At 66.5% G+C, this 22076-nt stretch carries 15 protein-coding genes; 13 read left to right on the top strand and 2 right to left on the bottom strand.

The window, feature by feature from the left end; translation table 11 throughout:
• Window positions 1-86: 86 nt before the first annotated feature.
• The 8 genes from rpsF to pulA all read left to right on the top strand — a co-directional run bounded on the left by rpsF (window position 87) and on the right by pulA (window position 8156).
• On the top strand, window positions 87-473 hold the full coding sequence (rpsF, locus tag KBW95_RS14615; RefSeq protein WP_020656856.1) for a 30S ribosomal protein S6: 387 nt from the start codon (window positions 87-89) through the stop codon (window positions 471-473).
• A 34-nt stretch (window positions 474-507) separates the two neighbouring features.
• The gene (gene priB, locus KBW95_RS14610; RefSeq protein ID WP_211523384.1) at window positions 508-798 is read left to right on the top strand and encodes a primosomal replication protein N; all 291 of its coding nucleotides are present in this window, start codon (window positions 508-510) and stop codon (window positions 796-798) included.
• Between the two features lie 30 nt (window positions 799-828).
• Window positions 829-1119: a 30S ribosomal protein S18 gene (rpsR, locus tag KBW95_RS14605; RefSeq protein ID WP_036249492.1), complete on the top strand. Its 291-nt coding sequence runs from the start codon at window positions 829-831 to the stop codon at window positions 1117-1119.
• 38 nt (window positions 1120-1157) lie between these two features.
• Window positions 1158-1610 (top strand): 50S ribosomal protein L9, encoded by a 453-nt coding sequence (gene rplI, locus KBW95_RS14600; RefSeq protein WP_211523385.1) that lies wholly within the window; start codon window positions 1158-1160, stop codon window positions 1608-1610.
• A gap of 96 nt (window positions 1611-1706) precedes the next feature.
• Window positions 1707-3104: a replicative DNA helicase gene (locus KBW95_RS14595; protein WP_373888805.1), complete on the top strand. Its 1398-nt coding sequence runs from the start codon at window positions 1707-1709 to the stop codon at window positions 3102-3104.
• Window positions 3105-3178: 74 nt separating this feature from the next.
• A complete protein-coding gene (locus KBW95_RS14590; RefSeq protein ID WP_211523387.1) occupies window positions 3179-3805 on the top strand; it encodes a DUF47 domain-containing protein in 627 nt (208 codons plus the stop codon).
• Between the two features lie 24 nt (window positions 3806-3829).
• A complete protein-coding gene (locus KBW95_RS14585) occupies window positions 3830-4840 on the top strand; it encodes an inorganic phosphate transporter (RefSeq protein ID WP_211519124.1) in 1011 nt (336 codons plus the stop codon).
• Window positions 4841-5153: 313 nt separating this feature from the next.
• Window positions 5154-8156 (top strand): pullulanase-type alpha-1,6-glucosidase, encoded by a 3003-nt coding sequence (gene pulA / locus KBW95_RS14580; RefSeq protein ID WP_229429762.1) that lies wholly within the window; start codon window positions 5154-5156, stop codon window positions 8154-8156.
• 36 nt (window positions 8157-8192) lie between these two features.
• Here pulA and KBW95_RS14575 read toward each other — a convergent pair whose 3' ends face one another.
• A complete protein-coding gene (locus KBW95_RS14575; protein ID WP_211528606.1) occupies window positions 8193-10538 on the bottom strand; it encodes a GspE/PulE family protein in 2346 nt (781 codons plus the stop codon).
• Window positions 10535-11446, bottom strand: coding sequence for an MBL fold metallo-hydrolase (locus tag KBW95_RS14570; RefSeq protein ID WP_211528605.1), 912 nt, complete (start codon window positions 11444-11446; stop codon window positions 10535-10537). Before KBW95_RS14570 ends, KBW95_RS14575 begins: the two co-directional genes overlap by 4 nt.
• Window positions 11447-11622: 176 nt before the next feature.
• Between KBW95_RS14570 and KBW95_RS14565 the strand changes: the two genes are divergently transcribed.
• From KBW95_RS14565 to KBW95_RS14545, 5 genes are all read left to right on the top strand, one after another.
• Complete coding sequence (locus KBW95_RS14565; RefSeq protein ID WP_211523391.1) at window positions 11623-13242, top strand: HD family phosphohydrolase; 1620 nt, start codon at window positions 11623-11625, stop codon at window positions 13240-13242.
• 15 nt (window positions 13243-13257) lie between these two features.
• Entirely contained in the window at window positions 13258-15537 is a 2280-nt protein-coding gene (locus KBW95_RS14560) for a CHASE2 domain-containing protein (RefSeq protein ID WP_211523392.1), read from the top strand.
• A 201-nt stretch (window positions 15538-15738) separates the two neighbouring features.
• Window positions 15739-17361: a ShlB/FhaC/HecB family hemolysin secretion/activation protein gene (locus KBW95_RS14555; protein WP_211523393.1), complete on the top strand. Its 1623-nt coding sequence runs from the start codon at window positions 15739-15741 to the stop codon at window positions 17359-17361.
• An 11-nt stretch (window positions 17362-17372) separates the two neighbouring features.
• On the top strand, window positions 17373-21224 hold the full coding sequence (locus KBW95_RS14550; protein WP_211528604.1) for a filamentous hemagglutinin N-terminal domain-containing protein: 3852 nt from the start codon (window positions 17373-17375) through the stop codon (window positions 21222-21224).
• A complete protein-coding gene (locus KBW95_RS14545) occupies window positions 21190-22041 on the top strand; it encodes a FecR domain-containing protein (protein ID WP_211528603.1) in 852 nt (283 codons plus the stop codon). Before KBW95_RS14550 ends, KBW95_RS14545 begins: the two co-directional genes overlap by 35 nt.
• Window positions 22042-22076: the final 35 nt, after the last annotated feature.

The raw sequence follows: 22076 nt of genomic DNA, 5'->3' as shown, positions 1-22076 counted from the left end.
ACGTGTTACCATAGCAGGCTTTCCCTTCCCACACTCGTCTTGACGCCGAGGTGGGCATTTGTTTAAACGTCCTCAAGGAGTGTTGCATGCGTCATTATGAAATCGTTTTTATCGTCCACCCGGACCAGAGCGAACAAGTTCCGGCGATGATCGAGCGTTACAAGACCACGGTGACCAGCCGCGGCGGTAACATCCATCGCGTGGAAGACTGGGGCCGTCGCCAGATGGCTTACCAGATCCAGAAGCTGCCGAAGGCTCACTACATCTGCATGAACATCGAGTGCGACAACGAGACCCTGGTCGAGCTGGAAACCGCATTCAAATTCAATGATGCTGTCCTGCGTCATCTGACCGTTAAGATGAAGAAAGCTGAAACCGCACCGTCGCCGATGATGAAGTCGGTCCAGCGCGAAGACGCAGCCAAGAGCCACCGCGCAGAAGCAGCAGCCGCTGCCCCGGCCGCAGCTGCCTAAGTTTTTCTCCAGGAATTCGTAGTAAACGGAATTAGTGAACCAGCTCGAGCTCGAAGCGACCATCGCCGAGCGTGATGTCCTGCGCTACACCCCGGCCGGCGTACCCATCGTGTCCGCCATCCTGATGCACAGTGGGCAGCAGGAAGAGGCCGGCGTCGCAAGGCAGGTCGAGTTCGAGATCCCCGCCTTCGCCGCGGGTGAGATCTCGGGCAGGTTCGGCAGCGCGGAACTCGGCGCCAGCTACCGTTTCAGCGGATTCCTCGCAAAGAAAAACCGCAACAGCAAAGCCCTGGTGTTTCACATCATTGATTTTCAAGCCGCCTAAGCGGCACTAGATAGATACAGGAGCCTCAAAATGGCATTCGGTAAAAAGTTCGACAAAAACAAAGCTAAAGAAAAACTCAAGCGCAAACAGCAGAACCCGCTGTTCAAGCGCAAGAAGTTCTGCCGCTTCACCGCCGCCGGCGTGGAACAGGTGGACTACAAGGACGTCGACACCCTGAAGGACTTCGTCCAGGAAAACGGCAAGATCATGCCGGCACGCCTGACCGGCACCAAGGCGCACTACCAGCGCCAGGTCGACACCGCGATCAAGCGCGCACGCTACCTCGCGCTGCTGCCGTACACCGACCTGCACAACGCCTAATCGTCGGCCACGACAGTCAGATATCCTGGAGATAAAACATGCAAGTTATTCTGTTGGAAAAAGTAGTCAACGTCGGCAACCTGGGCGACGTCGTCAAAGTCAAGGACGGTTACGCACGTAACTTCCTGATCCCGCAAAAGATGGCACGCCGCGCGACCCAGTCGGCTGTGGCCGAGTTCGAAGCCAAGCGCGCCGAACTGGAAAAAGCCGCCGCTGAAAAGCTGGCTGCTGCCCAGGCGCAAGGCGACAAGCTGAGCGGCATGACCGTCACCATCGCCCAGAAGGCGGGCGTGGACGGCCGTCTGTTCGGTTCGGTCACCAACTTCGACATCGCCGAAGCTCTGAGCAAGCAAGGCTTCCCGGTCGAGAAGTCGCAGGTTCGCCTGCCGACCGGCCCGCTGAAGACCACCGGCGAATTCCCGGTGGCCGTCGCCCTGCACACCGATGTGGTCTCGGAGATCACCATCGCCGTCGTGGGCGAAGCAGCCTAAGCTGTTGTTGTATAAAAGAAAAAAGCCGGGTTCGCCCGGCTTTTTTTATTGGCAAGATTCACCAATTATTTCAGCCGCGTGACCGGAGCAGGTATAATGCCGCCCATGAATTCCGCACCCGCCGATCCGCAAATCGAATCCCTGCGCATCCCGCCGCACTCCATCGAAGCAGAACAGTCCGTCATCGGCGGCCTGCTGCGCGATAACGCGGCCTGGGACCGCATTGCCGATTTCATGCATGCGGACGACTTCTACCGCTACGACCACCGCATCATCTTCGAACAGATGATCCGCCTGATCAACTCGGGCAAGCCGGCGGACGTGATCACGGTCTACGAGGCCTGCAACCAGCTCGGCAAGGCCGAGGAAGTGGGCGGACTGCAATACCTGAACGCGATGGCGCAGAACACGCCGTCGGCGGCCAACATCCGCCGCTACGCCGAGATCGTGCGCGACCGCGGCATCCTGCGCAAGCTCATCACCGTCGCCGACGAGATCTCCGGCAATGCCTTCAATCCGCAAGGCAAGGAAGTCAAGCAGATGCTCGACGAGGCCGAGTCCAAGATCTTCGCGATCGCGGAGCAGGGCGCCCGCGGCGCCCAGGGCTGGACCGCGGTGCAGCCGCTGCTGACCCAGGTGGTGGAGCGCATCGACGAACTGTATTCGCGCGAGAACCAGGGCGAGATCACCGGCGTGCCGACCGGCTTCATCGACCTCGACCGCATGACTTCCGGCCTGCAGCCGGGCGACCTGGTCATCGTGGCCGGCCGTCCGTCGATGGGCAAGACCGCGTTCTCGGTCAACATCGGCGAGAACGTCGCCATCGAAGCGGGCCTGCCTGTCGCCGTGTTTTCCATGGAAATGGGCGGCGCCCAGCTGGCCATGCGTATGCTGGGCTCGGTCGGCCAGCTCGACCAGCACCGCCTGCGTACCGGCCGCCTGAACGACGAGGACTGGCCCCGCCTGACGCACGCCATCCAGAAGATGAACGACGCCCAGCTCTACATCGACGAGACGCCGGCGCTGAACCCGATCGAGATGCGCGCACGCGCGCGCCGCCTGGCCCGCCAATGCGGCAAACTGGGCCTCATCATCGTCGACTACCTGCAGCTGATGCAGGGCAGCCAGCCGGGCGACAACCGCGCCTCCGAGATCTCGGAGATTTCGCGTTCGCTCAAGGGCCTGGCCAAGGAATTGCATTGCCCGGTCATCGCGCTGTCCCAGCTGAACCGCTCGCTGGAACAACGCCCCAACAAACGTCCCGTCATGTCCGACTTGCGCGAATCCGGCGCTATCGAACAGGATGCGGACGTGATCATCTTCCTGTATCGCGACGAGGTCTACAACCCGGACTCGCCCGACAAAGGAACCGCCGAGATCATTATCGGCAAGCAGCGTAACGGTCCTATCGGCGCGATTCGCCTGACCTGGATCGGCCAGTACACCAAGTTTGGCAATTACAGCGGTAACCTCGCCATCTACCAGGGCGATTAAGCCGTCGAATACTTTGCCGCTGCCGACCGGTCCAGCGGTTTCGAAGTCCCAAGAGATTCACAACGGAGAACAATATGTTTGGACGCCTGATGCCCCAGGAGGGCAAGTTTTTTGATCTGTTCAACCAGCACGCCGCATTGTGCGTGAAGGGTGCGCAGGAAATGGTTGGCCTGATGACCAATTTCGACGACCTGGAAAACCGCACCCACGCTGTGGAGAGCATCGAAAAACAGGCTGACAAGATCACCTACGCCTGCGTCGACCTGCTGCACAAGACCTTCATCACCCCGCTCGACCGCGACGACATCCACAAGCTGATCACCCGCATGGACGACATCCTCGACATGATGGAAGACGCGGCCCAGACCATCTCGCTGTACGACCTGCATGCGGTGACCCCGGAAGCCAAGCGCCTGGCCGAGCTGTGCCTGTCGGCTTGCCTGAAGGTGCAGGACGCTGTCGCCCTGCTGCACGACATGGGCAACGCCCAGAAGATCGTCGCCATCTGCGAAGAGATCGACCGCTTCGAGTCCGACGCCGACCACGTGATGCGCGCCGCCATGTCCAAGCTGTTCCGCGACGAGCCGGACGTGCGCAACCTGATCAAGATGAAAGCCATCTACGAGATCCTCGAAACCGTCACCGACCGTTGCGAAGATGTCGCCAACATCATCGAAGGCATCATTGTCGAGAACGCGTAACGCGGCCACAGAACAAGAATAACTATGGAAACTCTACACATCAGCATTTACGTGCTGGGCATGCTGGTGCTGCTGGCGCTGGTGTTCGACTTCATGAACGGCTTCCACGATTCGGCGAACGCGATCGCGACCGTCGTCTCGACCGGCGTCCTGAAGCCGCAAACCGCAGTCGCCATGGCCGCGTTCTTCAACTTCATCGCGATCTTCGTGGTCAGCATGAAGGTGGCGCAAACCATCGGCAAGGGGACCATCGATCCGCATGTGGTGGACCACTATGTGATCTTCGGCGCCCTGGTCGGGGCCATCGTCTGGAACATCATCACCTGGTACTACGGCATTCCGTCCTCGTCCTCGCACGCGCTGATCGGCGGCCTGGTCGGCGCCGCGGTGGCCAAGTCCGGCACCGGCGCCCTGATCTCGGCGGGCCTGATCAAGACCGTGATGTTCATCGTGCTGGCGCCGCTGCTCGGCTTCGTGCTCGGCTCGGTCATCATGCTGATGGTGTCCTGGATCTTCGTGAAGTCCACCCCGCGCAAGGTCGACGTGTGGTTCCGCCGCCTGCAGCTGGCCTCGGCCGCCGGCTATTCGCTGGGCCACGGCGGCAACGACGCGCAAAAGACCATGGGCATCATCTGGATGCTCCTGATCGCGGCAGGCTATACCAGCCCGACCGATGCGCTTCCGCCGACCTGGGTCATCATCTCCTGCTATGCGGCGATCAGCTTCGGCACGCTGTTCGGCGGCTGGCGCATCGTCAAGACCATGGGACAGAAGATCACCAAGCTCAAGCCGGTCGGCGGCTTCTGCGCCGAGACCGGTGGCGCCATGACCCTCCTGATGGCCAGCTTCTGGGGCATCCCGGTCTCGACCACCCACACCATCACCGGCGCGATCGTCGGCGTGGGCGCCTCGCAGAAGGCTTCGGCCGTGCGCTGGGGCGTCGCGGGCAACATCGTCTGGGCCTGGATCTTCACCATCCCGGCGTCGGCCTTCATGGCGGCGGTGGCGTGGTGGATCGGCACCCACATCATGTAATTCCCGGCTGGTCCGGTACGAAAAAGCGGAGCGCATGCTCCGCTTTTTTTTCGCCTGTCGCGCAATCGCCGCAGCGTGCATACTTCTTTACATTTTTGCTAACGCTAGTAGTAATATTACACAGTGACCGCTGGCCACCGCTGCCGCCGGTACTGAAGCCTCGCTATGAAGGCAGCGCAGACAAAAATACAGAGGAGACACAATGTTCGATGCACGTAGTTTCACTTCACGGCTGCGAGTGCTTGCCGCTGTGCTCGCCGCAGGCGGCCTGCTGGCCGGGTGCGGGGGAGGAGAGGATCCCGCCGTGTCCGGCATGTCCGCCAACCGCAGCCTGGCCGGCACCACCGCGGCAGCAAGCAGCGAAGCGCTGGCGCCCGGCAGCATCCGCGTCCACTTCCGCCGCGTCCAGAACGATACCGCCGAGTGGGGCGTGTACTCCTGGGACGGCCCGCAAAACCCGAGCACGGCCTGGATCACCACCCGCTTCATGTTCACGAAAACGGACGGCTTCGGCGGCTACGTCGACATCCCGCTGGCCGCGGGCAAGAGCGCGTTCTGGTTCCTGGTCACGGACGGCAACGGCACCAAGAACTGCGGCAATGACCAGGGCGCGGCCCTGAACGCCGACGTCTGGCAGAAAGGCCAGGAGATCTGGCTGCTGGAAGGCGACTGCACGATCTACAACTCGCCGCCGGCGATCAGCTTCGGCAACCTGTCCAGCGCCAGCGCCCACTGGCTGTCCGCGCGCCACCTGGCCTGGCCGGGCGTGCCGTCCAGCGGCAGCTACCGCCTGTATTACGCGCGCGAAGGGGGCCTGGGCTCCGGCATCGAGGGCGTCACCGGCGCCGACGGCACCTTCGCGCTCCAGCCGGCGAGCCTCCCCGAATCCGTGCGCCAGAAATTCCCGCACCTCGCCGGCGCCACCGGCCTGGCCCTGTCGGACGCGGACGCCGCCCAGGCTGCAGGTTTGGCCAGCGCCCAGTTCGCGATCGCCCAGTTCGGCGCCGACGGCCGCCTGGTGCAGGTGACCTCGCTGCAGAACGCCGGCATGCTCGACGAGGTCTTTGCGGCCAAGGCCATGAACGCCCAGCTGGGCCTCACCTTCGACCGCGCCGGCGTGCCGACCTTCCGCGTCTGGGCGCCGACCGCGCGCTCCGTCAGCCTCGACATCTATGCGGATGCGTCCGCTCCCGCCGCCACCCAGGTGGCGATGCGGCGCGACGCCGCCAGCGGCCTGTGGACCTATACCGCCCCGAACGCCGACTGGACCAACCGCGCCTGGTACACCTACACGGTCAAGGTGCTGTCGCGCTGGGCGAACAATGCGGTGGTGACGAATACCGTGACCGACCCGTATTCGGTCAGCCTCAACGCCAACGGCCGCCGCAGTTTCGTCGGCAACCTGGACAGCGCCGCGCTCAAGCCGGCCGGCTGGGACGACCAGCGCAGCCCCAAGCTCGCGCATCCGGCCGACATCTCGCTGTACGAGCTGCATGTGCGCGACTTCAGCGCTGTTGATGCCACCGTGCCCGCCGGCCACCGCGGCAAGTACCTGGCCTTCGCCGACCGCGACTCGAACGGCATGCGCCACCTGAAATCGCTGCAGAAGGCGGGCCTGAGCCACGTGCACCTGCTGCCGGTGTTCGACATCGCCAGCGTCGACGAAACCGGCTGCGTCAGCCCGGCCATCCCGAACGCGGCGCCGGACTCCGAGAGCCAGCAGGCGGCGGTGGACGCGGTGCGCGACAGCGACTGCTTCAACTGGGGCTACGACCCGGTCCACTACAACGCCCCGGACGGCAGCTACGCCACCGATGCCAACGACGGCGCGGCCCGCGTGCGCGAGTTCCGTTCCATGGTCCAGGCCCTGCATGAAACCGGCCTGCGCGTGACCATGGACGTGGTCTTCAACCACACCAGCGGCTCGCAGCAGGGCCCGACATCGGTGCTGGACAAGATCGTCCCGGCCTATTACTACCGCCTCAACAACAGCGGCTCGATCCTGAACGACAGCTGCTGCGCCGACACCGCCGCCGAGCACGCGATGATGGGCAAGCTGATGATCGACTCGGTGTCCCTGTGGGCGAAGCACTACCAGGTCGACAGCTTCCGCTTCGACATCATGGGCTTCGCGCCGCTGGACCTGATGAAGCGCCTGCAGGCCGAGGTGAACCGCTCCGCCGGCCGCGAGATCTACCTGTACGGCGAAGCCTGGAACTTCGGCACGGTCGGCAACGACGCGCGCTTCGTGCAGGCGCGCCAGGCCAATATGTTCGGCAGCGGCATCGGTTCCTTCAACGACCGCCTGCGCGACGCGGTGCGCGGCGGCGGCTGTTGCGACGGCGGCGGCAACCTGGTGAGCCAGCAGGGCTTCATCAACGGCGCGTGGTATGACCCGAACGCCTGGGCCAGCCAGTCGAAGGACGATGCGCTGCGCCTGGCCGACCTGGTGCGCGTCGGCCTGTCCGGCACCCTGCGCGACTACCGCTTCGTCGACCGTTTCGGTTCGCTGCGCAGCAATGCCCAGATCGACTACTTCGGCCAGCAGGCGGGCTTCGCGGCCGCGCCCAGCGAGACCATCAACTACATCGAAGCCCACGACAACCAGACCCTGTTCGACATCAACGCCTTCCGCCTCCCGCAGAACACCAGCGTGGCGGACCGGGTGCGGGTGCAGAACCTGGGCGCGGCCATCGTGCTGCTGTCGCAGGGCGTGCCTTTCATCCACGCGGGCCAGGAAATCCTGCGTTCCAAGTCGCTCGACCGCGACAGCTATAACGCCGGCGACTGGTTCAACCGCCTGGACTACAGCTACGCGTCGAACAACTTCGGCGTGGGCCTGCCGATGGCGGGCGTCAACCGCGACAACTGGTGGGTGATGCAGCCTATCCTGGCCAATCCGCTGATCAAGCCGGACAGCGGCGCGATCCAGTCGGCCAAGGCGGTGTTTGAGGAATTCCTGGCGATCCGCAAGGACAGCAGCCTGTTCCGCCTGCGCAGCGCCCAGGACGTCAGCGAGCGCCTGACTTTCCTGAATACGGGTCCGGACCAGGTGCCTGGCCTGGTGGCGATGCGCATCGCGGGCGACCAGCCGAGCCGCTACCCGGAGGCCCAGTACCGCAGCGTGGTGGTGCTGTTCAACGTGGACAAGGCGGCCAAGACCATCGCCATCCCGGAACTGCGCGGCGCCCGCCTGTCGCTGCACAAGCTGCAGCGCAAATCGGCTGACGCGGTGGTGCAGGGCTCGCGCTTCGATCCGGCCAGCGCCAGCTTCACGGTGCCGGCGCGTACGGCGGCCGTGTTCGTCGAGCAGTAAGCGGCATGAGCCGGCGGCGCGGTGCGCCGCCGGCCTTTATTTGATGCAGACGGCCCGCACCATCTTCATGTCGGTCAGGCCGGCCAGCACTTTTTCGACCCCGTCCATCTTGAGGGTCTGCATGCCGTCCTCGAGGGCGTTCGAGAGCAGGGCGGCCACGCGCGCGTGCTCGACGATCAGGCGCTTGAGGCCATCGGTGCCGAGCATCAGCTCGTGCAGGCCGACCCGGCCCCGGTAGCCCTTGGTGCAGGCATCGCAGCCGACCGCGCGGTACAAGGTGAAACGGCCTTCGCCGTCGGCGTGGCGGGCGCGCCAGCCCGCCAGCACCTTGTCGCGCGCGGCCACCGGATCGCTGCGGAAGGCGCTGGTGGCGACCAGGTCCTCGCAGTATTCGAACAGCAGGGCCTCGATCTCGTGCTCGTCCGGATGGTAGGCTGCGCGGCAGGAAGTGCACAGGCGCCGCGCCAGGCGCTGGGCCAGGATGCCGACCAGGGCGTCGGCGAAGTTGAACGGGTCCATGCCCATGTCCATCAGGCGCACGATCGATTCCGGCGCGCTGTTGGTGTGCAGGGTCGCGAACACCAGGTGGCCGGTCAGCGAAGCTTCGATGCCGGTGCTGACCGTTTCCTTGTCGCGCATCTCGCCGACCATGATGATATCGGGGTCGGCGCGCAGGAAGGCCCGCATCACGGCGGCGAAGTCCAGGCCGGCCTTGCGGTTCACCTGCACCTGGCGCAAGCCCTTCTGGGTGATCTCGACCGGGTCTTCCGCGGTCCAGATCTTGGTCTCGGGCGTGTTCAGGTGGGCCAGGATCGAGTGCAGGGTGGTGGTCTTGCCCGAGCCGGTGGGGCCGCACACGAAGAACAGGCCGTAGGGCTTCTCGATGGCCGGCACCAGGCGTTCCAGGTTGCCCGGGCTGATGCCCAGCTGGCCGAGCGGGATCGGCTCGCCCGCCTGCAGGATGCGCATCACCACGTCCTCGACCCCGCCGCTCGACGGGATGGTCGCCACGCGCAGCTCGATGTCGAGCGGCCCGTACTTGCGGAACTTGATCTTGCCGTCCTGGGGCTTGCGGCGCTCCGAGATGTCGAGGTCGCACATGATCTTCACGCGCGCCACCAGGGCGTTGCGGTAGCTGGACGGAATCTCGATATAGGGCACCAGGATGCCGTCCTTGCGGAAGCGGATGCCGGTCTTGCCCTTGCCGGGCTGGGGTTCGATGTGGATGTCCGATACGCCCTGGCGGTAGGCGTCCACGATCACCTTGTTGAGCAGCTTGACCAGTTCGTTCTCGACCGCTTCCGATACCTCGGATGAGCCTTCGCCGTCCTCGTCGTCCTCCAGCCCGGACAGCAGCTCGCCCACCGATTCGTTGCTGGCCGGGCCGGTGCCGAAGAACTGGTCGGCGGTCTGGCGGAATTCGCGGCGCGTGGTGACGCGCCAGAGCACCTTCGCCTTTGGGAAGAGCTGGGACACGATGCGCGATGCGCTGGTGCGGTCCGGGTCGATCGCCAGCACCACCAGGCCGTCGCGCCCGTCCTCGAGCGGCAGCCAGCCGCTTTCCTCGACATACTGGAGCTTCAGGTTGCGCAGCAGCTCGATCGGCTTGATCCGGTCGGCGCGGAAGGGTTCGTAGGGCACGCCGTAGTGGGCGGCCAGCGCGGCGCCGATCGCCGCGCGGCGCACGCGCAGTTCGTCGGCCAGCAGGTCCTCGATGTCGAGGTCGCGGTCGCGCGCTGCGCGGGTGGCCTGTTCCAGCTCGGCCGCGGACAGCACGGCTTCCTGCACCAGGGCGTCGTACTTGCCGCGCACCGGCTGCGGGCCCAGGCGCTTGTCGAGCGCCACCGCCAGCGTGTCGCACAGCTGGCGCACGCCGTCCAGGTAGAGGGCGGGGAAGGGTCCGCCGTCGCGGTGGTTGATGAACTGGACCACGCCCAGCAGCTCGCCGCCCTGCGCCACCAGGGGCGCCGCCAGCATCTCGCGGGTGCGGTAGCCGGTGCGCTGGTCGACCCCGCGCTGGAAGTGCAGCTCGGGCGAAAGGCGGCGCAGCTCGTCCTCGTCGTAGACGTCGGCGATCGAGATCGTCTGGCGCGTCAGCGCCGCATAGCCCGCCACCGAGCTGGGCGCGATGCGCAGGCGCAGGTCGCGGAAGGAGGTTAGCCCGGTCTTGACCTTGGAGACGATGTGCTCCTTGTCCGGCGCCACCGCGTACAGGGTGAAGCGGTCGCAGTGGAACAGGTCGCAGAAGTCCATGCCCAGGTCGAGCATGATCTCGTCCAGCTTGGAGGTGGCGTGGATCTTGGTGGTGGTGTGCTGGAGCTTGCCCAGGAAGTCCAGGCGCCGCTCGGCGTCGCCGGCGGAGGGGCTGAGGGCGTCGTTCATGGCAGTTCGACTTCCAGGCCTTCGTAGGCCAGGTGGACCCGCAAGCCGCCCAGCTTGTGCGCGTAGCGCGCCAGCACGTCGGCGAACACCGCTTCGAGCTCGTCGTCGCCGCGCGTCGGTTCGTGATGGGTGCAGTAGAGCGCGCGCGCGCCGACCCGCAGCGCCATCTCGATGGCGGCGTCGAAGGTGCCGTGGCCCCAGCCCAGCTTGGACGGGTATTCCTCACGGGTATAGGAGCAGTCGACGATCAGGGCGTCCACGCCGCGCATGGCGGCGTCGATCTCGCGCTCGCGCGCGGCCAGGTGCTCTTCGAAGGCGGCGTGCTCGCTGCCGCCCGGCGGATGCGGGTTGTGCCAGGGTTCGTGGTCGCCGGTGAAGAACACCGATTTGCCGCCGCAGGCGATGCGGTAGCCGAGGTTGGTGACCGGGTGGTTCATCAGGACATTCGAAACCCGCGCATCGCCGACCTCGATCGCCTGGCCGATCTCCAGGGTGCGGTATTCGATGGTGGCGTCCATCTGGGTCTCGCTGACCGGGAAGTAGCTGTTCTGCAGCTGCACCGCCATCACGTGCTCGATGCCCTTGCCGGTGACCGGGTCGTAGGCGCCGTGCAGGCGCACCCGGCTGCCCTTGACGAACAGCGGGGTGAAGAAGGGCAGGCCGTGGATGTGGTCCCAGTGGCTGTGGGTGATGAAGATGTTGGCGGCGATCCCGCCTTCGCGCGCAGTTTGCTGACTGCGGGCGAGGAGGTGCTGGGCCAGCGGGAACAGGCCGGTGCCGCCGTCCAGCACGATCAGGGTGTCGTCGTCGGTGCGCACTTCGATGCAGGTCGTGTTGCCGCCGTAGCGTGCGGTGCGGGGACCCGGTGACGGGATCGATCCCCGTACGCCCCAGAAGCGGAATTTCATCAGGACACTCCTGCCAGAACTTGTCTTTTTGTTGTGAAAACAGGTTCGATGATAGCGGGTTTGTGTCTCTGTGGCTCTAAAAATTGCGACTCATCACCAGAATATGTGGTCAGCCTGCCGTAAGAAAGCTACACTGCGGAAAGATACCATTTTGCAATTCACATTGCCGTCGAAACATGGAAGAGCTGACCCCGTCCCAACTCGCGCAACGTCTGCATCAGCTGACCGAGGTCAGCGTGGCGCTCGGCGGCAACCGCGACACCGCCGCGCTGCTCGACCGCATCCTGCGCGTCGCCAAGCAGATGACCGACGCCGACGGCGGCACCCTGTACCGCCCGAGCGAGGACGGGGAGCACCTGTGCTTCCACATCTCGATCAACGACACGCTCGGCATCTACCAGGGCGGAGTGAGCGGCAAGCCGATCGACATCCAGCCGGTGCCGCTCTACGACAGCTACGGCAACAAGAACCTGGCCTCGGTGGCGGCTTATGCGGCCAACTTCAACCAGTCGGTCAACATCGAGGACGTGTACAAGGCGGACGTCTTCAATTTCTCCGGCATGCGCGCCTTCGACGCGGCCTTCGGCTATCACTCGCAATCCTTCCTGACGGTGCCGATGACCGACCACGAGGGCGAGCTGGTGGGCGTGCTCCAGCTGGTCAACGCCAAGGACCGCGAGACCGGGACCATCCGCGCCTTCACCCAGACCGACCAGCGCTTCATCGAGGCCCTGGCCGCGCAGGCCGCGGTGGCGCTGACCAACCAGCAGCTGGTCAAGCAGCTCGAAGGCCTGCTCGAAGCCCTGGTCAACCTGATCAACATCGGCATCGACGAGAAATCGCCCTATACCGGCCGCCATTGCCAGTTCGTGCCCGAGCTGACCATGATGCTGGCCGAGGCCGCACACGGTTCCGGCAGCGGGCCGCTGGCGGCCTTCAGCATGACCGACGCCGACCGCCGCGAGCTGTGGCTTGCCGGCCTGCTGCACGACTGCGGCAAGATCACGACCCCGGTGCACGTGGTCGACAAGGCCACCAAGCTGCAGACCATCTTCGACCGCATCCACCTGGTCGACACCCGCTTCGAAGTGCTGCTGCGCGACGCCGAGATCCGCGCCCTGCGCGCCAGGCTGGAGCCGGACGCCGACACTGCCGCCATCGAGGACCGGCTGCTGTCGGAACAGAACCGCATCCGCGCCGACCGCGACTTCCTGCGCCGCGCCAACGTCGGCGGCGAAGGCATGGCGCCGGAAGACCAGGAACGCGTGCGCCGCATCGCCCGCACCCCGTGGACCGGGCCGGATGGGCAGGAACAGGACTTCCTCAGCGCCGAGGAGGTGCTGAACCTGACCGTGCGCTTCGGCACCCTGACCGAGGAAGAGCGCAAGATCATCAACAACCACATCGTGGTGACGATCCGCATGCTGGAGTCGCTGCCCTGGCCCAAGCACCTCAAGAACGTGCCGGAATACGCGGGCGGCCACCACGAACGCATGGACGGCAAGGGCTATCCGCGCGGCCTGACGCGCGAGCAGATGTCGGTCCAGGCGCGCATCATGGCCATCGCCGACATCTTCGAAGCGCTCACCGCGCGCGACCGGCCCTACAAGAAGGGCAAGACCCTGTCGGAGTCGCTGCACATCCTCGGCAAGTTCGCGCTCAACGGCCACATCGACCCCGACCTGTTCGACGTCTTCGTGCGCCGGAAGGTCTACCTGGAGTTCGCCCGCAAGAACCTGGACCCGTCGCAGATCGACGAGGTCGACGAGGCGGCGATTCCCGGCTACCAGCCCTGAGCTGCGGGGAAGGGCATGGGAAGCATCCGGCAGGCTTTCGGCCGCGCGTGGTCGAAATACGGTGTCCGCTGGACCGCCGGTGTGCTGCTCACCCTGGTCGCGGCGCTGTACCCGCTGGATGTCTGGACCAGCCACACGATCGCGCGCCAGGACACGATCATCTCGGACCTGCGCATGCGCCTGGAACCCTTCGAGCTCGATCCTTCGATCGTCATCGTCGATATCGACAGCAAGAGCCTGGACGAGATCGGGCGCTTTCCATGGCCGCGCCATGTGCTGGCCAGGCTGGTGGAGCAGCTCACGCGCCATTACGAAACCGGCGCCGTGGGCTTCGACATCTCGTTCCCGGAACCGGACCTGAGCTCCGGCTATGCCGTGCTGGAGCGCCTGGCCGCGCGCGAGCTCAAGGACGTGCCGGGCCTGCAGCGCGAACTCGGCCAGATCAAGGGACAGCTCGACTACGACGGGCGCTTCGCCGAGGCCTTGCGCGGGCAGCCGGTGGTGCTCGGCTTTAACCTGTCCGCGGAAGTGAAGAAGGGCGTGCTGCCCGCGCCTTCGTTCACCGGCGAAGACCTGAACGGCCGCTCGCTGCTGAGCTACGCGGGAACGGGATATGAAGCGAACATCGCGCGCCTCCAGGAGGCCGCGGCCGGCGCCGGCATCTTCACGACCCTGCCGGGCGCGGATGGACTGATCCGTTCGTCGCCCCTGATCTTCCGCATCGGCGATGGCTACTATCCCTCGCTGTCGGTGGCCACGGCCGCCGTCTTCGCCGAGGCCACCGCGGTCAAGCCGCGTTTCACCGAGACGGTCGATACGCTGTCGGCGCTCGAGCGCGAGGCCGATTCGGTCGAGTACCTCGATATGTTCTTGCCGGGACGGCGCGCGACAGGCATCCCGGTCGGCCAGGCGATGACGGTCGCCGTCCAGTACCGCGGCAGCGGCGGACCGGAAGGCGGCGCTTTCCGTTACGTTTCCGCCGCCGACGTGCTGGCCGGCCGGGTGCCGAAGCAGGTGCTGGAGGGGACGATCGTCCTGGTCGGCACCACGGCGCCGGGCCTGCAGGACTTGCGCGCCACGCCCGTGAACCCGGTCTTCCCCGGGGTCGAGGTGCACGCCAACCTGATCAAGTCGATGCTGGACGGCCGCTTCAAGACCCGTCCCTGGTGGGCGCAATCGGTGGAGGCGATCCAGGTCGCCGTGGTCGGCCTGGTCCTGAGCGCGGCGCTGGCGCTGCTGTCGCCCGCCTGGTCGGTGCTGCTGGCCGGCGCGGTGTTCGCCCTCTGCGCCTGGTTCAACTTCTACCTCTACACCGAGCACGACATGGTGCTCGACATCTTCATCTGCCTGCTGCTGGTCGGCGCGCTGTTCGTGCTCAACCTGGCCTGGGGCTACTTCTTCGAATTCCGCAAGGGCAGGGCGCTGGTTTCGCGCTTCGGCGAATACGTCGCGCCCGAGCTGGTGGCCAGGATGGCCGAGGACCCGGCCGCCTACAACATGGACGGCGAAAGCCGCGAGCTGACCGTGATGTTCGTCGACGTGCGCGGCTTCACCACCATCTCCGAGGGCCTGAGCCCGAAGGAGCTGCGCGAGTACATCAACCTTTACCTGACCGCGATGTCCGAGGACATCCGTTCCAGCCACCAGGGCACGCTCGACAAGTACATCGGCGACGCCGTGATGGCCTTCTGGGGCGCGCCCGTGCACTTCGCCGACCACGCCAGCCGTGCGGTGGCGACGGCGCTCCTGATGCAGGAGAGCGCCGAACGCCTGAACCGCGAGTTCCTGCAGCGCGGCTGGCCGGCGCTCAGGATCGGCATCGGCCTGAACAGCGGCCTGATGCACGTGGGCGACATGGGCTCGGCGATCCGCCGCGCCTACACGGTGATGGGCGACGCGGTCAACCTGGGCTCGCGCCTGGAAGGCATTACCAAGGTCTACGGCGTGGGCATCGCGGCCGGCGAGGCGACCCGCCTGGCGGCGCCGGAATTCGCCTGGCGCGAGCTGGACCTTGTGCGGGTCAAGGGCAAGAACGAGCCGGTCGCGATCTTCGAGCCGCTCGGCAGGGCAGGCGAACTCGATGCGGCCGTGCATGGCGAGCTGGCGGCCTGGGACGCCGCACTGGCGCTGGTGCGAGCGCAGCAGTGGGACGCGGCGCAGGAAGCCATTCAGGCGCTGCAGGATCGGCATCCGCAGCAGGCCCTGTATGCCCTCTACCTGGAACGCCTTGCCCACTACCGGCGTCGACCTCCAGGGCCGGACTGGGACGGCGTCACCAGTTTCGAGACCAAATGACATCTGAAGTTGCATAAGAACAACAATGTGACGTCTTCCTTCCCCCTACGCGTGGGGGAAGTTGCTTTTCATACCTTACTTTTTCTCCATTGCAAGTTAAAGCTGGGTACACTCACCATGCATGCAGTCCCGCCAGCGCGCCTCCGGGTGCGCTCGGTCCGCGCCAAAAACAGATAAGAACAAACACCGTAGAGCTAACACATGAAACAACGCTTCGCACGCCTGCTCGCAGGCTCCGTGCTTGCCGTCGCCGTCGGCGCAGCCTGGGCCCAGGAAGGGCCCCAGGCCGCCGCGCCCGCGTCCGATGATATCGTCCGGTTCGAGATCAGCCGTTTCGACGTGGCCGGCAACACCCTGCTCGACCCGAAGGAGATCGAGCAGGCGGTCGCCCCCTACGCGGGACCGGACCGCGACTTCGGCGACGTCCAGCGCGCCCTGGAGGCGCTCGAAGCCCTGTACCACGCGCGCGGCTACAACGTCGTGACCGTGCAGCTGCCGGAACAGGAGCTGAATGGCGGGGTGGTGCGCCTGAAGGTGTTGCAGACGAAGATCGGCAGCATCAAGGTCGGCGGCAACGCCTGGCATAGCGAAGAGAACATCCGCCGCAGCCTGCCGGCCCTGGCCGCGGGACAGACGCCCAACCTCAAGGAGGTGTCGGCCAACCTCAAGCTGGCCAACGAGAACCCGTCCAAGAAGATCAAGCTGAGCCTGGGCAGCGGCGCGGCCGACGACAGCGTCGACGCCAGCATCGAGGTGCAGGACGAGAAGCCCTGGAGCGTGATGCTCAACCTCGACAACACCGGCACCGACGAAACCGGCAAGACCCACGCGGGCGTGGTGCTGCAGCATGCAAACCTGGGGGGGCGCGACCATGTCGGCAGCCTGCAGTACACCACCACCGTCGAAAAGCCCGACCAGGTCGCCGTCTGGGGCCTGGGCTACCACATTCCCCTGTATGCGCAAGGCGCGGCGCTGGACTTCTACGCCAGCTATTCGGACGTCGACTCCGGCGTGGTGAGCGCGGGCCTGTTCGACCTGGCCGTGAGCGGCCGCGGCGCCGTATATGGCGCGCGCTATACGAAGATCCTGCCCAAGAGCCTCCTGGGCGGGCGCGACTTCGAAGCGCGCCTGCTGCTGGGCGCCGACATCAAGGCCTACAAGAACAGCGTGCTGTTCGCGGACCAGGACTTCGGCAACGACGTCACCGTGCGTCCGCTCAGCATCGGCTACGCGGGCCGGGTAGCGCTCGACGGCGGCGAAGCGAATTTCGCCTTGACCCTGCTGCGCAACCTGCCGGGCGGATCGCGCGGTTCGGACGAGGATTTCAAGCGTGCGCGCCTGAACGCCAAGCCGGGCTACACCGCGCTGCGCCTGTCCGGCGCCTGGAGCCAGGCCCTGGGCGAGAGCGACTGGCAGGCGCGCCTGCTGGCCAACGGCCAGCTCAGCCCGGACGCTCTGGTGCCGGGCGAGCAGTTCGGCGCCGGCGGCTCGACCTCGGTGCGCGGCTTCCGCGAGCGCGAACTGTCGACGGACTCGGGCCTGAACGCCAACCTGGAACTGTACACGCCCAACTGGTGCAGCCGCGCCGGCTGGCAATGCCGCGCGCTCGCCTTCTACGACAGCGCCTACGGCAAGCGCAAGCATCCGCTGCCGGGTGAGCTGGACAGCACCACCATCGCCGGCGCGGGCCTCGGCCTGCGCTTCGCCGCCGGCAGCGCGGCTTCGCTGCAGGTCGATTACGGCCATGTCGTGAAAGCGGGCGCGCTGGGGACGGTCAGCAAGGGCAGCGACAAGCTGCACGTGCGTATCGGCCTGGCCTACTAAAGGAAGACCAGATGAACAAACCACTCTTCAAGATCCGCAAGGCGGCGCTGCTCGTGGCCGCCGCCGTGGCGGGCGTCGGCGGCGCCCAGGCAGCGCCGGCCTCGCCGCAGGTCGTCGCCGGCCAGGCCAGCTTCTCGCAGCAGGGCAACGTGTTCTCGATCACGAACACGCCCGGCACGATCATCAACTGGCAAAGCTTCTCGGTCAATGCGGGCGAGGTCACGCGCTTCATCCAGCAAAGCAGCGACAGCGCGGTGCTCAACCGCATCCTGGGCCAGGACCCGAGCCGCATCCTGGGCGCGCTGCAGTCGAACGGCAAGGTCTTCCTGATCAACCCGAACGGCATCGTGTTCGGCCGCGACGCGCGCGTCGACGTGAACGGCCTGGTGGCCTCGACCCTGAACATGAGCGACGCCGACTTCCTGGCCGGGAAGAAGCGCTTCAAGGAGGGAGCGGCCGCCGGTGCTGTGCGCAACGAAGGCGCCATCGCCACGCCGAACGGCGGCAAGGTGTTCCTGGTCGCACCGAACATCGAGAACAGCGGGGTGATCAGCGCGCCCAACGGCGAGATCGTGCTCGCTGCCGGGCGCAGCGTGGAGCTGGTCGACGCCGGCAACCCCGACCTGCACGTGGTCGTGTCGGCGCCCCAGGACCAGGCGATCAACCTGGGCCAGGTGGTGGCCAGCAGCGGCCGCATCGGCATCTACGGCGCCCTGGTGAACCAGCGCGGCGCGGTCAATGCCGACAGCGCCGTGGTCGGCGCCAACGGCAAGATCGTCCTCAAGGCCAGCCGCGACGCCGTGCTGGGGCAGGGCAGCGTCACCAGTGCGCGCGGCGCCGGCAAGGGCGGCGACATCCACCTGCTGGGCGAACGCGTCGGCCTGGCCGGCAACGCCGCGGTGGACGCGAGCGGCCAGCTGGGCGGCGGCACGGTGCTGGCCGGCGGCGATTACCAGGGCAAGAACCCGCTGCTGCCCAACGCGCGGCAGACCTGGTTCGGCAAGGACGCCAGCATCCGCGCCGACGCGCTCGCGCAGGGCGAGGGCGGCAAGGTGGTGCTGTGGTCGGATGGCGCGACCGCGGCCTACGGCAGCATCTCGGCGCGCGGCATGGGCCAGGGCGGCCTGGTCGAGACCTCGGGCCACGACCTGGACGTCGCCGGCATCCGCGTCGATGCGGGTTCCGCACAGGGGCGCCAGGGCACCTGGCTGCTCGACCCCTACGACATCGTGGTCGGGGCCGGCGGCGAGGCCAGCGCGCTCGAAGTCGCGGTGTTCGGCAGCGGACCGGCCAGCGGCGTGAGCCGGGTCTCGCCGCAGACCCTGCTGGACACCAAGGCCGACATCGTCCTCCAGGCCCAGCACGACCTGACATTCGAACTGGGCATCGACACGCCCTACAACCTGCGCGCCGAGGCGGGCAACGACATCGTCGTCAACGCGGCGCTGCGGGTCGGGGGCACCGCCGATTTCCGCGCCAAGGGCAGCTTCACGCTCGACCAGGAAGGCTCGGTCTCCAGCCCCGGCTACATCGACTTCAAAGCCTCCCGCATGAATTTCTTCGGCAAGGTCGGCGGTGTGAACGGCGTGTTGCCGACGGTGAGCTTCACCACCTATAACGACGCCACCGCCATCAAGGTGGCCGAGATCGGCAGCTATTACGACACCGGCTCCCTGAGCCTGCAGCCGTCCCAGCTGGCGAAGATGGACGTCTACCAGATCAGCATCGGCAATAGCGCCCACAACGGGATGGTCAGGATCGACAGTCCCGTGACCCTGGCGGGCAACCTGGTGATCGACACGCGCGGCGCGATCAGCATCGGCGCCCCGGTCACGCTCACCGGCGCCAACAGCCAGTTCGTCGGCAACCTGCACCCCAGGCTGGGCGGCGCAAGCGTGTCGGTGGACCGCGCCGCCACCATCGAGGCCAGCGCCGGCGTCAAGCTGAGCGGCAACGCGCTCAGCGTGGATGGCGCCATCAAGTCGAGCGACGTCGTGCTCGAGGCCGGCGAAAGCCTGAGCTTGTCGGGCGCGGTGAACGCGAGCGGCCTGGTGGACCTGAGCGCACGCGGTTCGATCAACGGGTCGGGCGCGATCACGACGCGCGACCTGGCCGTGCAGGGCGGCACGGTGTACCTGAGCGGCGCCAACAAGGTCGACGGCGCCCTGGCAGGCGCCGCGTCCGGCCACCAGTTTCATTTCAACTGGATCGACAGCCTGCGCGTCGCCACCCTGGGCGAGCTGGTGGGCGTGAAAGCAGGGGTGGAAGTGAACCTGCGCGGCGGCGACCTGCTCGTCGACAGCGCGCTCGAAGGAACCGCCGTGCTGATCGACGCGGATTCCATCGGCGGCGCCGGCGCGCTGAAGGGCAGCTACCTGTCGCTGACCTCGCGCGGCGGCATCGGCAGCGACAAGCTCCCGCTGCATACCAGCGCCAACATCCTCTCGGCCACCAATACGGCGGCCGGCATCGCCCCGATCAACATCGTCAACGACCGCCCGCTGATCCTGCAGGACGTGGTGCAGGCCGGCAGCGGCAACGGCGGCGCGATCGCGATCGAGAGCACCGGCGGCCTGACCGTGGCGGCGACCGAGTCCTATGAACAGGGCATCAAGACGGGCAGCGGCAACATCAGCCTGATCACCCACAGCCCGCTGACCATCGAAGGCAGCGTGAGCTCGGACAGCGGCAACATCCGCCTGTTCGCCGACAATGGCGGCGCGGTCACCATCGGCGCCGCCGCGCGCGTGAACACCGCCAGCGGCAGCGTGAGCGTGGAGGGCGGCTCGACCTCGATCGCACCGGGCAGCATCCTGGTGCCGGCGGACCGCCTCACGGTGACCACCACCGGTTCGGAGCCGGATCCGAAGCCGGACCCGCAACCGGACCCGAAGCCGGACCCGCAACCCGATCCGCAACCGGACCCGCAACCGGACCCGCAACCCGATCCGCAACCCGACCCGCAACCCGAGCCGCAGCCGGACCCGAAGCCGGATCCGCAACCCGAGCCGCAGCCGGATCCGCAACCGGACCCGAAACCGGATCCGCAACCTGAACCGGAACCGCTCCCGCCGCCGCCGCTGTCCGCCTGCCTGGTCAATCCGGCGCTGCCGGGCTGCGCCCCGGTGCTGGATGCCGCGCTGCAGGTTTGCATCGTCAATCCGGCCGGCCCGGACTGCGGCAGCATCCTGCCCCCGCTGTCCCAGTGCCAGCTCAACCCAAAGCAGCCGGGCTGCGAACCGGTGATCCGGCGCGCCACCTTCGAGGCTTGCCTGGTCAACCCGACGGGGCCGAACTGCGCCGTGGTGTTGCCGCCCATCGAGGTGTGCAAGGTGAATCCGGGCCAGGAAGGCTGCGCCCAGACCGTGCAGGTGACCTTCGATTCCTGCCTGGTGGACCCGGGCGCCCCGGTGTGCGAAGGCGTGCTGCCGACGCTGTCGGAGTGCATCGTCAAGCCAGGCGCGCCGGGCTGCGGCGTGGTGCTGCCGACCTTGGCGCAGTGCATCGGCAGCCCGTCCCTGCAGGGTTGCGAAGTGCGCCTGCCGAAGCTGGCGCAGTGCGTGGTGTCGCCAAACCTGCAAGGCTGCGAAGCGGTGCTGCCGACGGCCGTGCTGTGCTCGAAAGATCCGACCCTGCCGGCCTGCCAGGTATCGACCCCCGGCCAGGGCAAGGCGACCGCACCGATCGACGACACGCAGCGCGTGGCGGTCAACCTGATCAACCGCCAGAACGAGGCGAAGGCCGATGCGGGCCAGGGCGGTCCGGAACAGCCGGAGAAGAACGAGAAGCAGGCCGGTCCTGCGTCCGCGGAGAACACTGGAGTGAAGAATGAAAAACCTGCTGCAAAAATGTACTGCAATTAAGGCGCTGCTGTTCGCGCTGCTGCTCGGTGCCGGCGGCGCGGCCTGGGCGGCGCAGGTGGCCGGCATGGTGACGCACCTGAGCGGCCCGCTGCTGGCGAAGAAGGCGGACGGCAGCGTCAAGGTGCTGGCTCTGCGTTCCGAGATCGAAAGCGGCGACACCCTGGTGTCGGAGAAGAACACCTACGCCCAGATCAAGTTCGTGGACAACAGCGAGATCACGCTGCGCCCCGGCACCACTTTCAAGGTCGAGAACTTCTCCTATGACGAGAACAAGCCGGAAGCGGACAACGCCAGCTACAGCCTGGTGAAGGGCGGCCTGCGCTCGATCACCGGCCTGATGGGCAAGCGCAACAAGGAAAAGTTCTCGCTCAAGACGCCGACCGCGACCATCGGCATCCGCGGCACCACCTTCGTGGCGCAGTACGTGCCGCCCCCGCCGCCGGCCGGCATTCGCATCGAGTACAACACCAGTGCGCTGCCGCAGTCGAACCCGGCGGAGAAGACACCGATTGGCGCGGGCGGCAAGCTTCCCCGTGGTGCGGACGGTCCGGCGGCGCCGCCGCCCCTGGCCCCGGGCCTGCACCTGCAGGTGACCGACGGCGCCATCATCGTCACCAACAATGGCGGCGCGCTCGGCTTCCAGGCCGGCCAGTTCGGTTATGTGCCGAACGTGAACCAGCCGCCGGTGATCGTGCCGTCGAACCCGGGCATCCAGTTCGTTCCGCCGCCGAGCTTCGACGCCGGCAGCGGCGGTCCGGTGGCCAGCAATGGCGCAGGACCCGGACAGGGACAGTCGACCGACTGCATCGTACGCTGACCGTGTCCTCCACCAAAACCCCGCGGCTCCCGGCC

Origin of the sequence: Massilia sp. ZL223, from assembly GCF_018119395.1 — a bacterium.
GTDB lineage: Bacteria > Pseudomonadota > Gammaproteobacteria > Burkholderiales > Burkholderiaceae_D > Telluria.
The sequence above is the reverse complement of the archived record's forward strand: the minus strand, read 5'-3'. Positions and strand labels throughout refer to the sequence as shown.

Coding starts and splice junctions, on each gene's coding strand:
- rpsF (WP_020656856.1), top strand. CDS start 87: ATGCGTCATTATGAAATCGTTTTTATCGTCCACCCGGACCAGAGCGAA.
- KBW95_RS14585 (WP_211519124.1), top strand. CDS start 3,830: ATGGAAACTCTACACATCAGCATTTACGTGCTGGGCATGCTGGTGCTG.
- KBW95_RS14590 (WP_211523387.1), top strand. CDS start 3,179: ATGTTTGGACGCCTGATGCCCCAGGAGGGCAAGTTTTTTGATCTGTTC.
- pulA (WP_229429762.1), top strand. CDS start 5,154: ATGTCCGCCAACCGCAGCCTGGCCGGCACCACCGCGGCAGCAAGCAGC.
- KBW95_RS14545 (WP_211528603.1), top strand. CDS start 21,190: ATGAAAAACCTGCTGCAAAAATGTACTGCAATTAAGGCGCTGCTGTTC.
- KBW95_RS14560 (WP_211523392.1), top strand. CDS start 13,258: ATGGGAAGCATCCGGCAGGCTTTCGGCCGCGCGTGGTCGAAATACGGT.
- rplI (WP_211523385.1), top strand. CDS start 1,158: ATGCAAGTTATTCTGTTGGAAAAAGTAGTCAACGTCGGCAACCTGGGC.
- KBW95_RS14550 (WP_211528604.1), top strand. CDS start 17,373: ATGAACAAACCACTCTTCAAGATCCGCAAGGCGGCGCTGCTCGTGGCC.
- rpsR (WP_036249492.1), top strand. CDS start 829: ATGGCATTCGGTAAAAAGTTCGACAAAAACAAAGCTAAAGAAAAACTC.
- KBW95_RS14575 (WP_211528606.1), bottom strand. CDS start 10,538: ATGAACGACGCCCTCAGCCCCTCCGCCGGCGACGCCGAGCGGCGCCTG.
- KBW95_RS14570 (WP_211528605.1), bottom strand. CDS start 11,446: ATGAAATTCCGCTTCTGGGGCGTACGGGGATCGATCCCGTCACCGGGT.
- KBW95_RS14595 (WP_373888805.1), top strand. CDS start 1,707: ATGCCGCCCATGAATTCCGCACCCGCCGATCCGCAAATCGAATCCCTG.
- KBW95_RS14565 (WP_211523391.1), top strand. CDS start 11,623: ATGGAAGAGCTGACCCCGTCCCAACTCGCGCAACGTCTGCATCAGCTG.
- KBW95_RS14555 (WP_211523393.1), top strand. CDS start 15,739: ATGAAACAACGCTTCGCACGCCTGCTCGCAGGCTCCGTGCTTGCCGTC.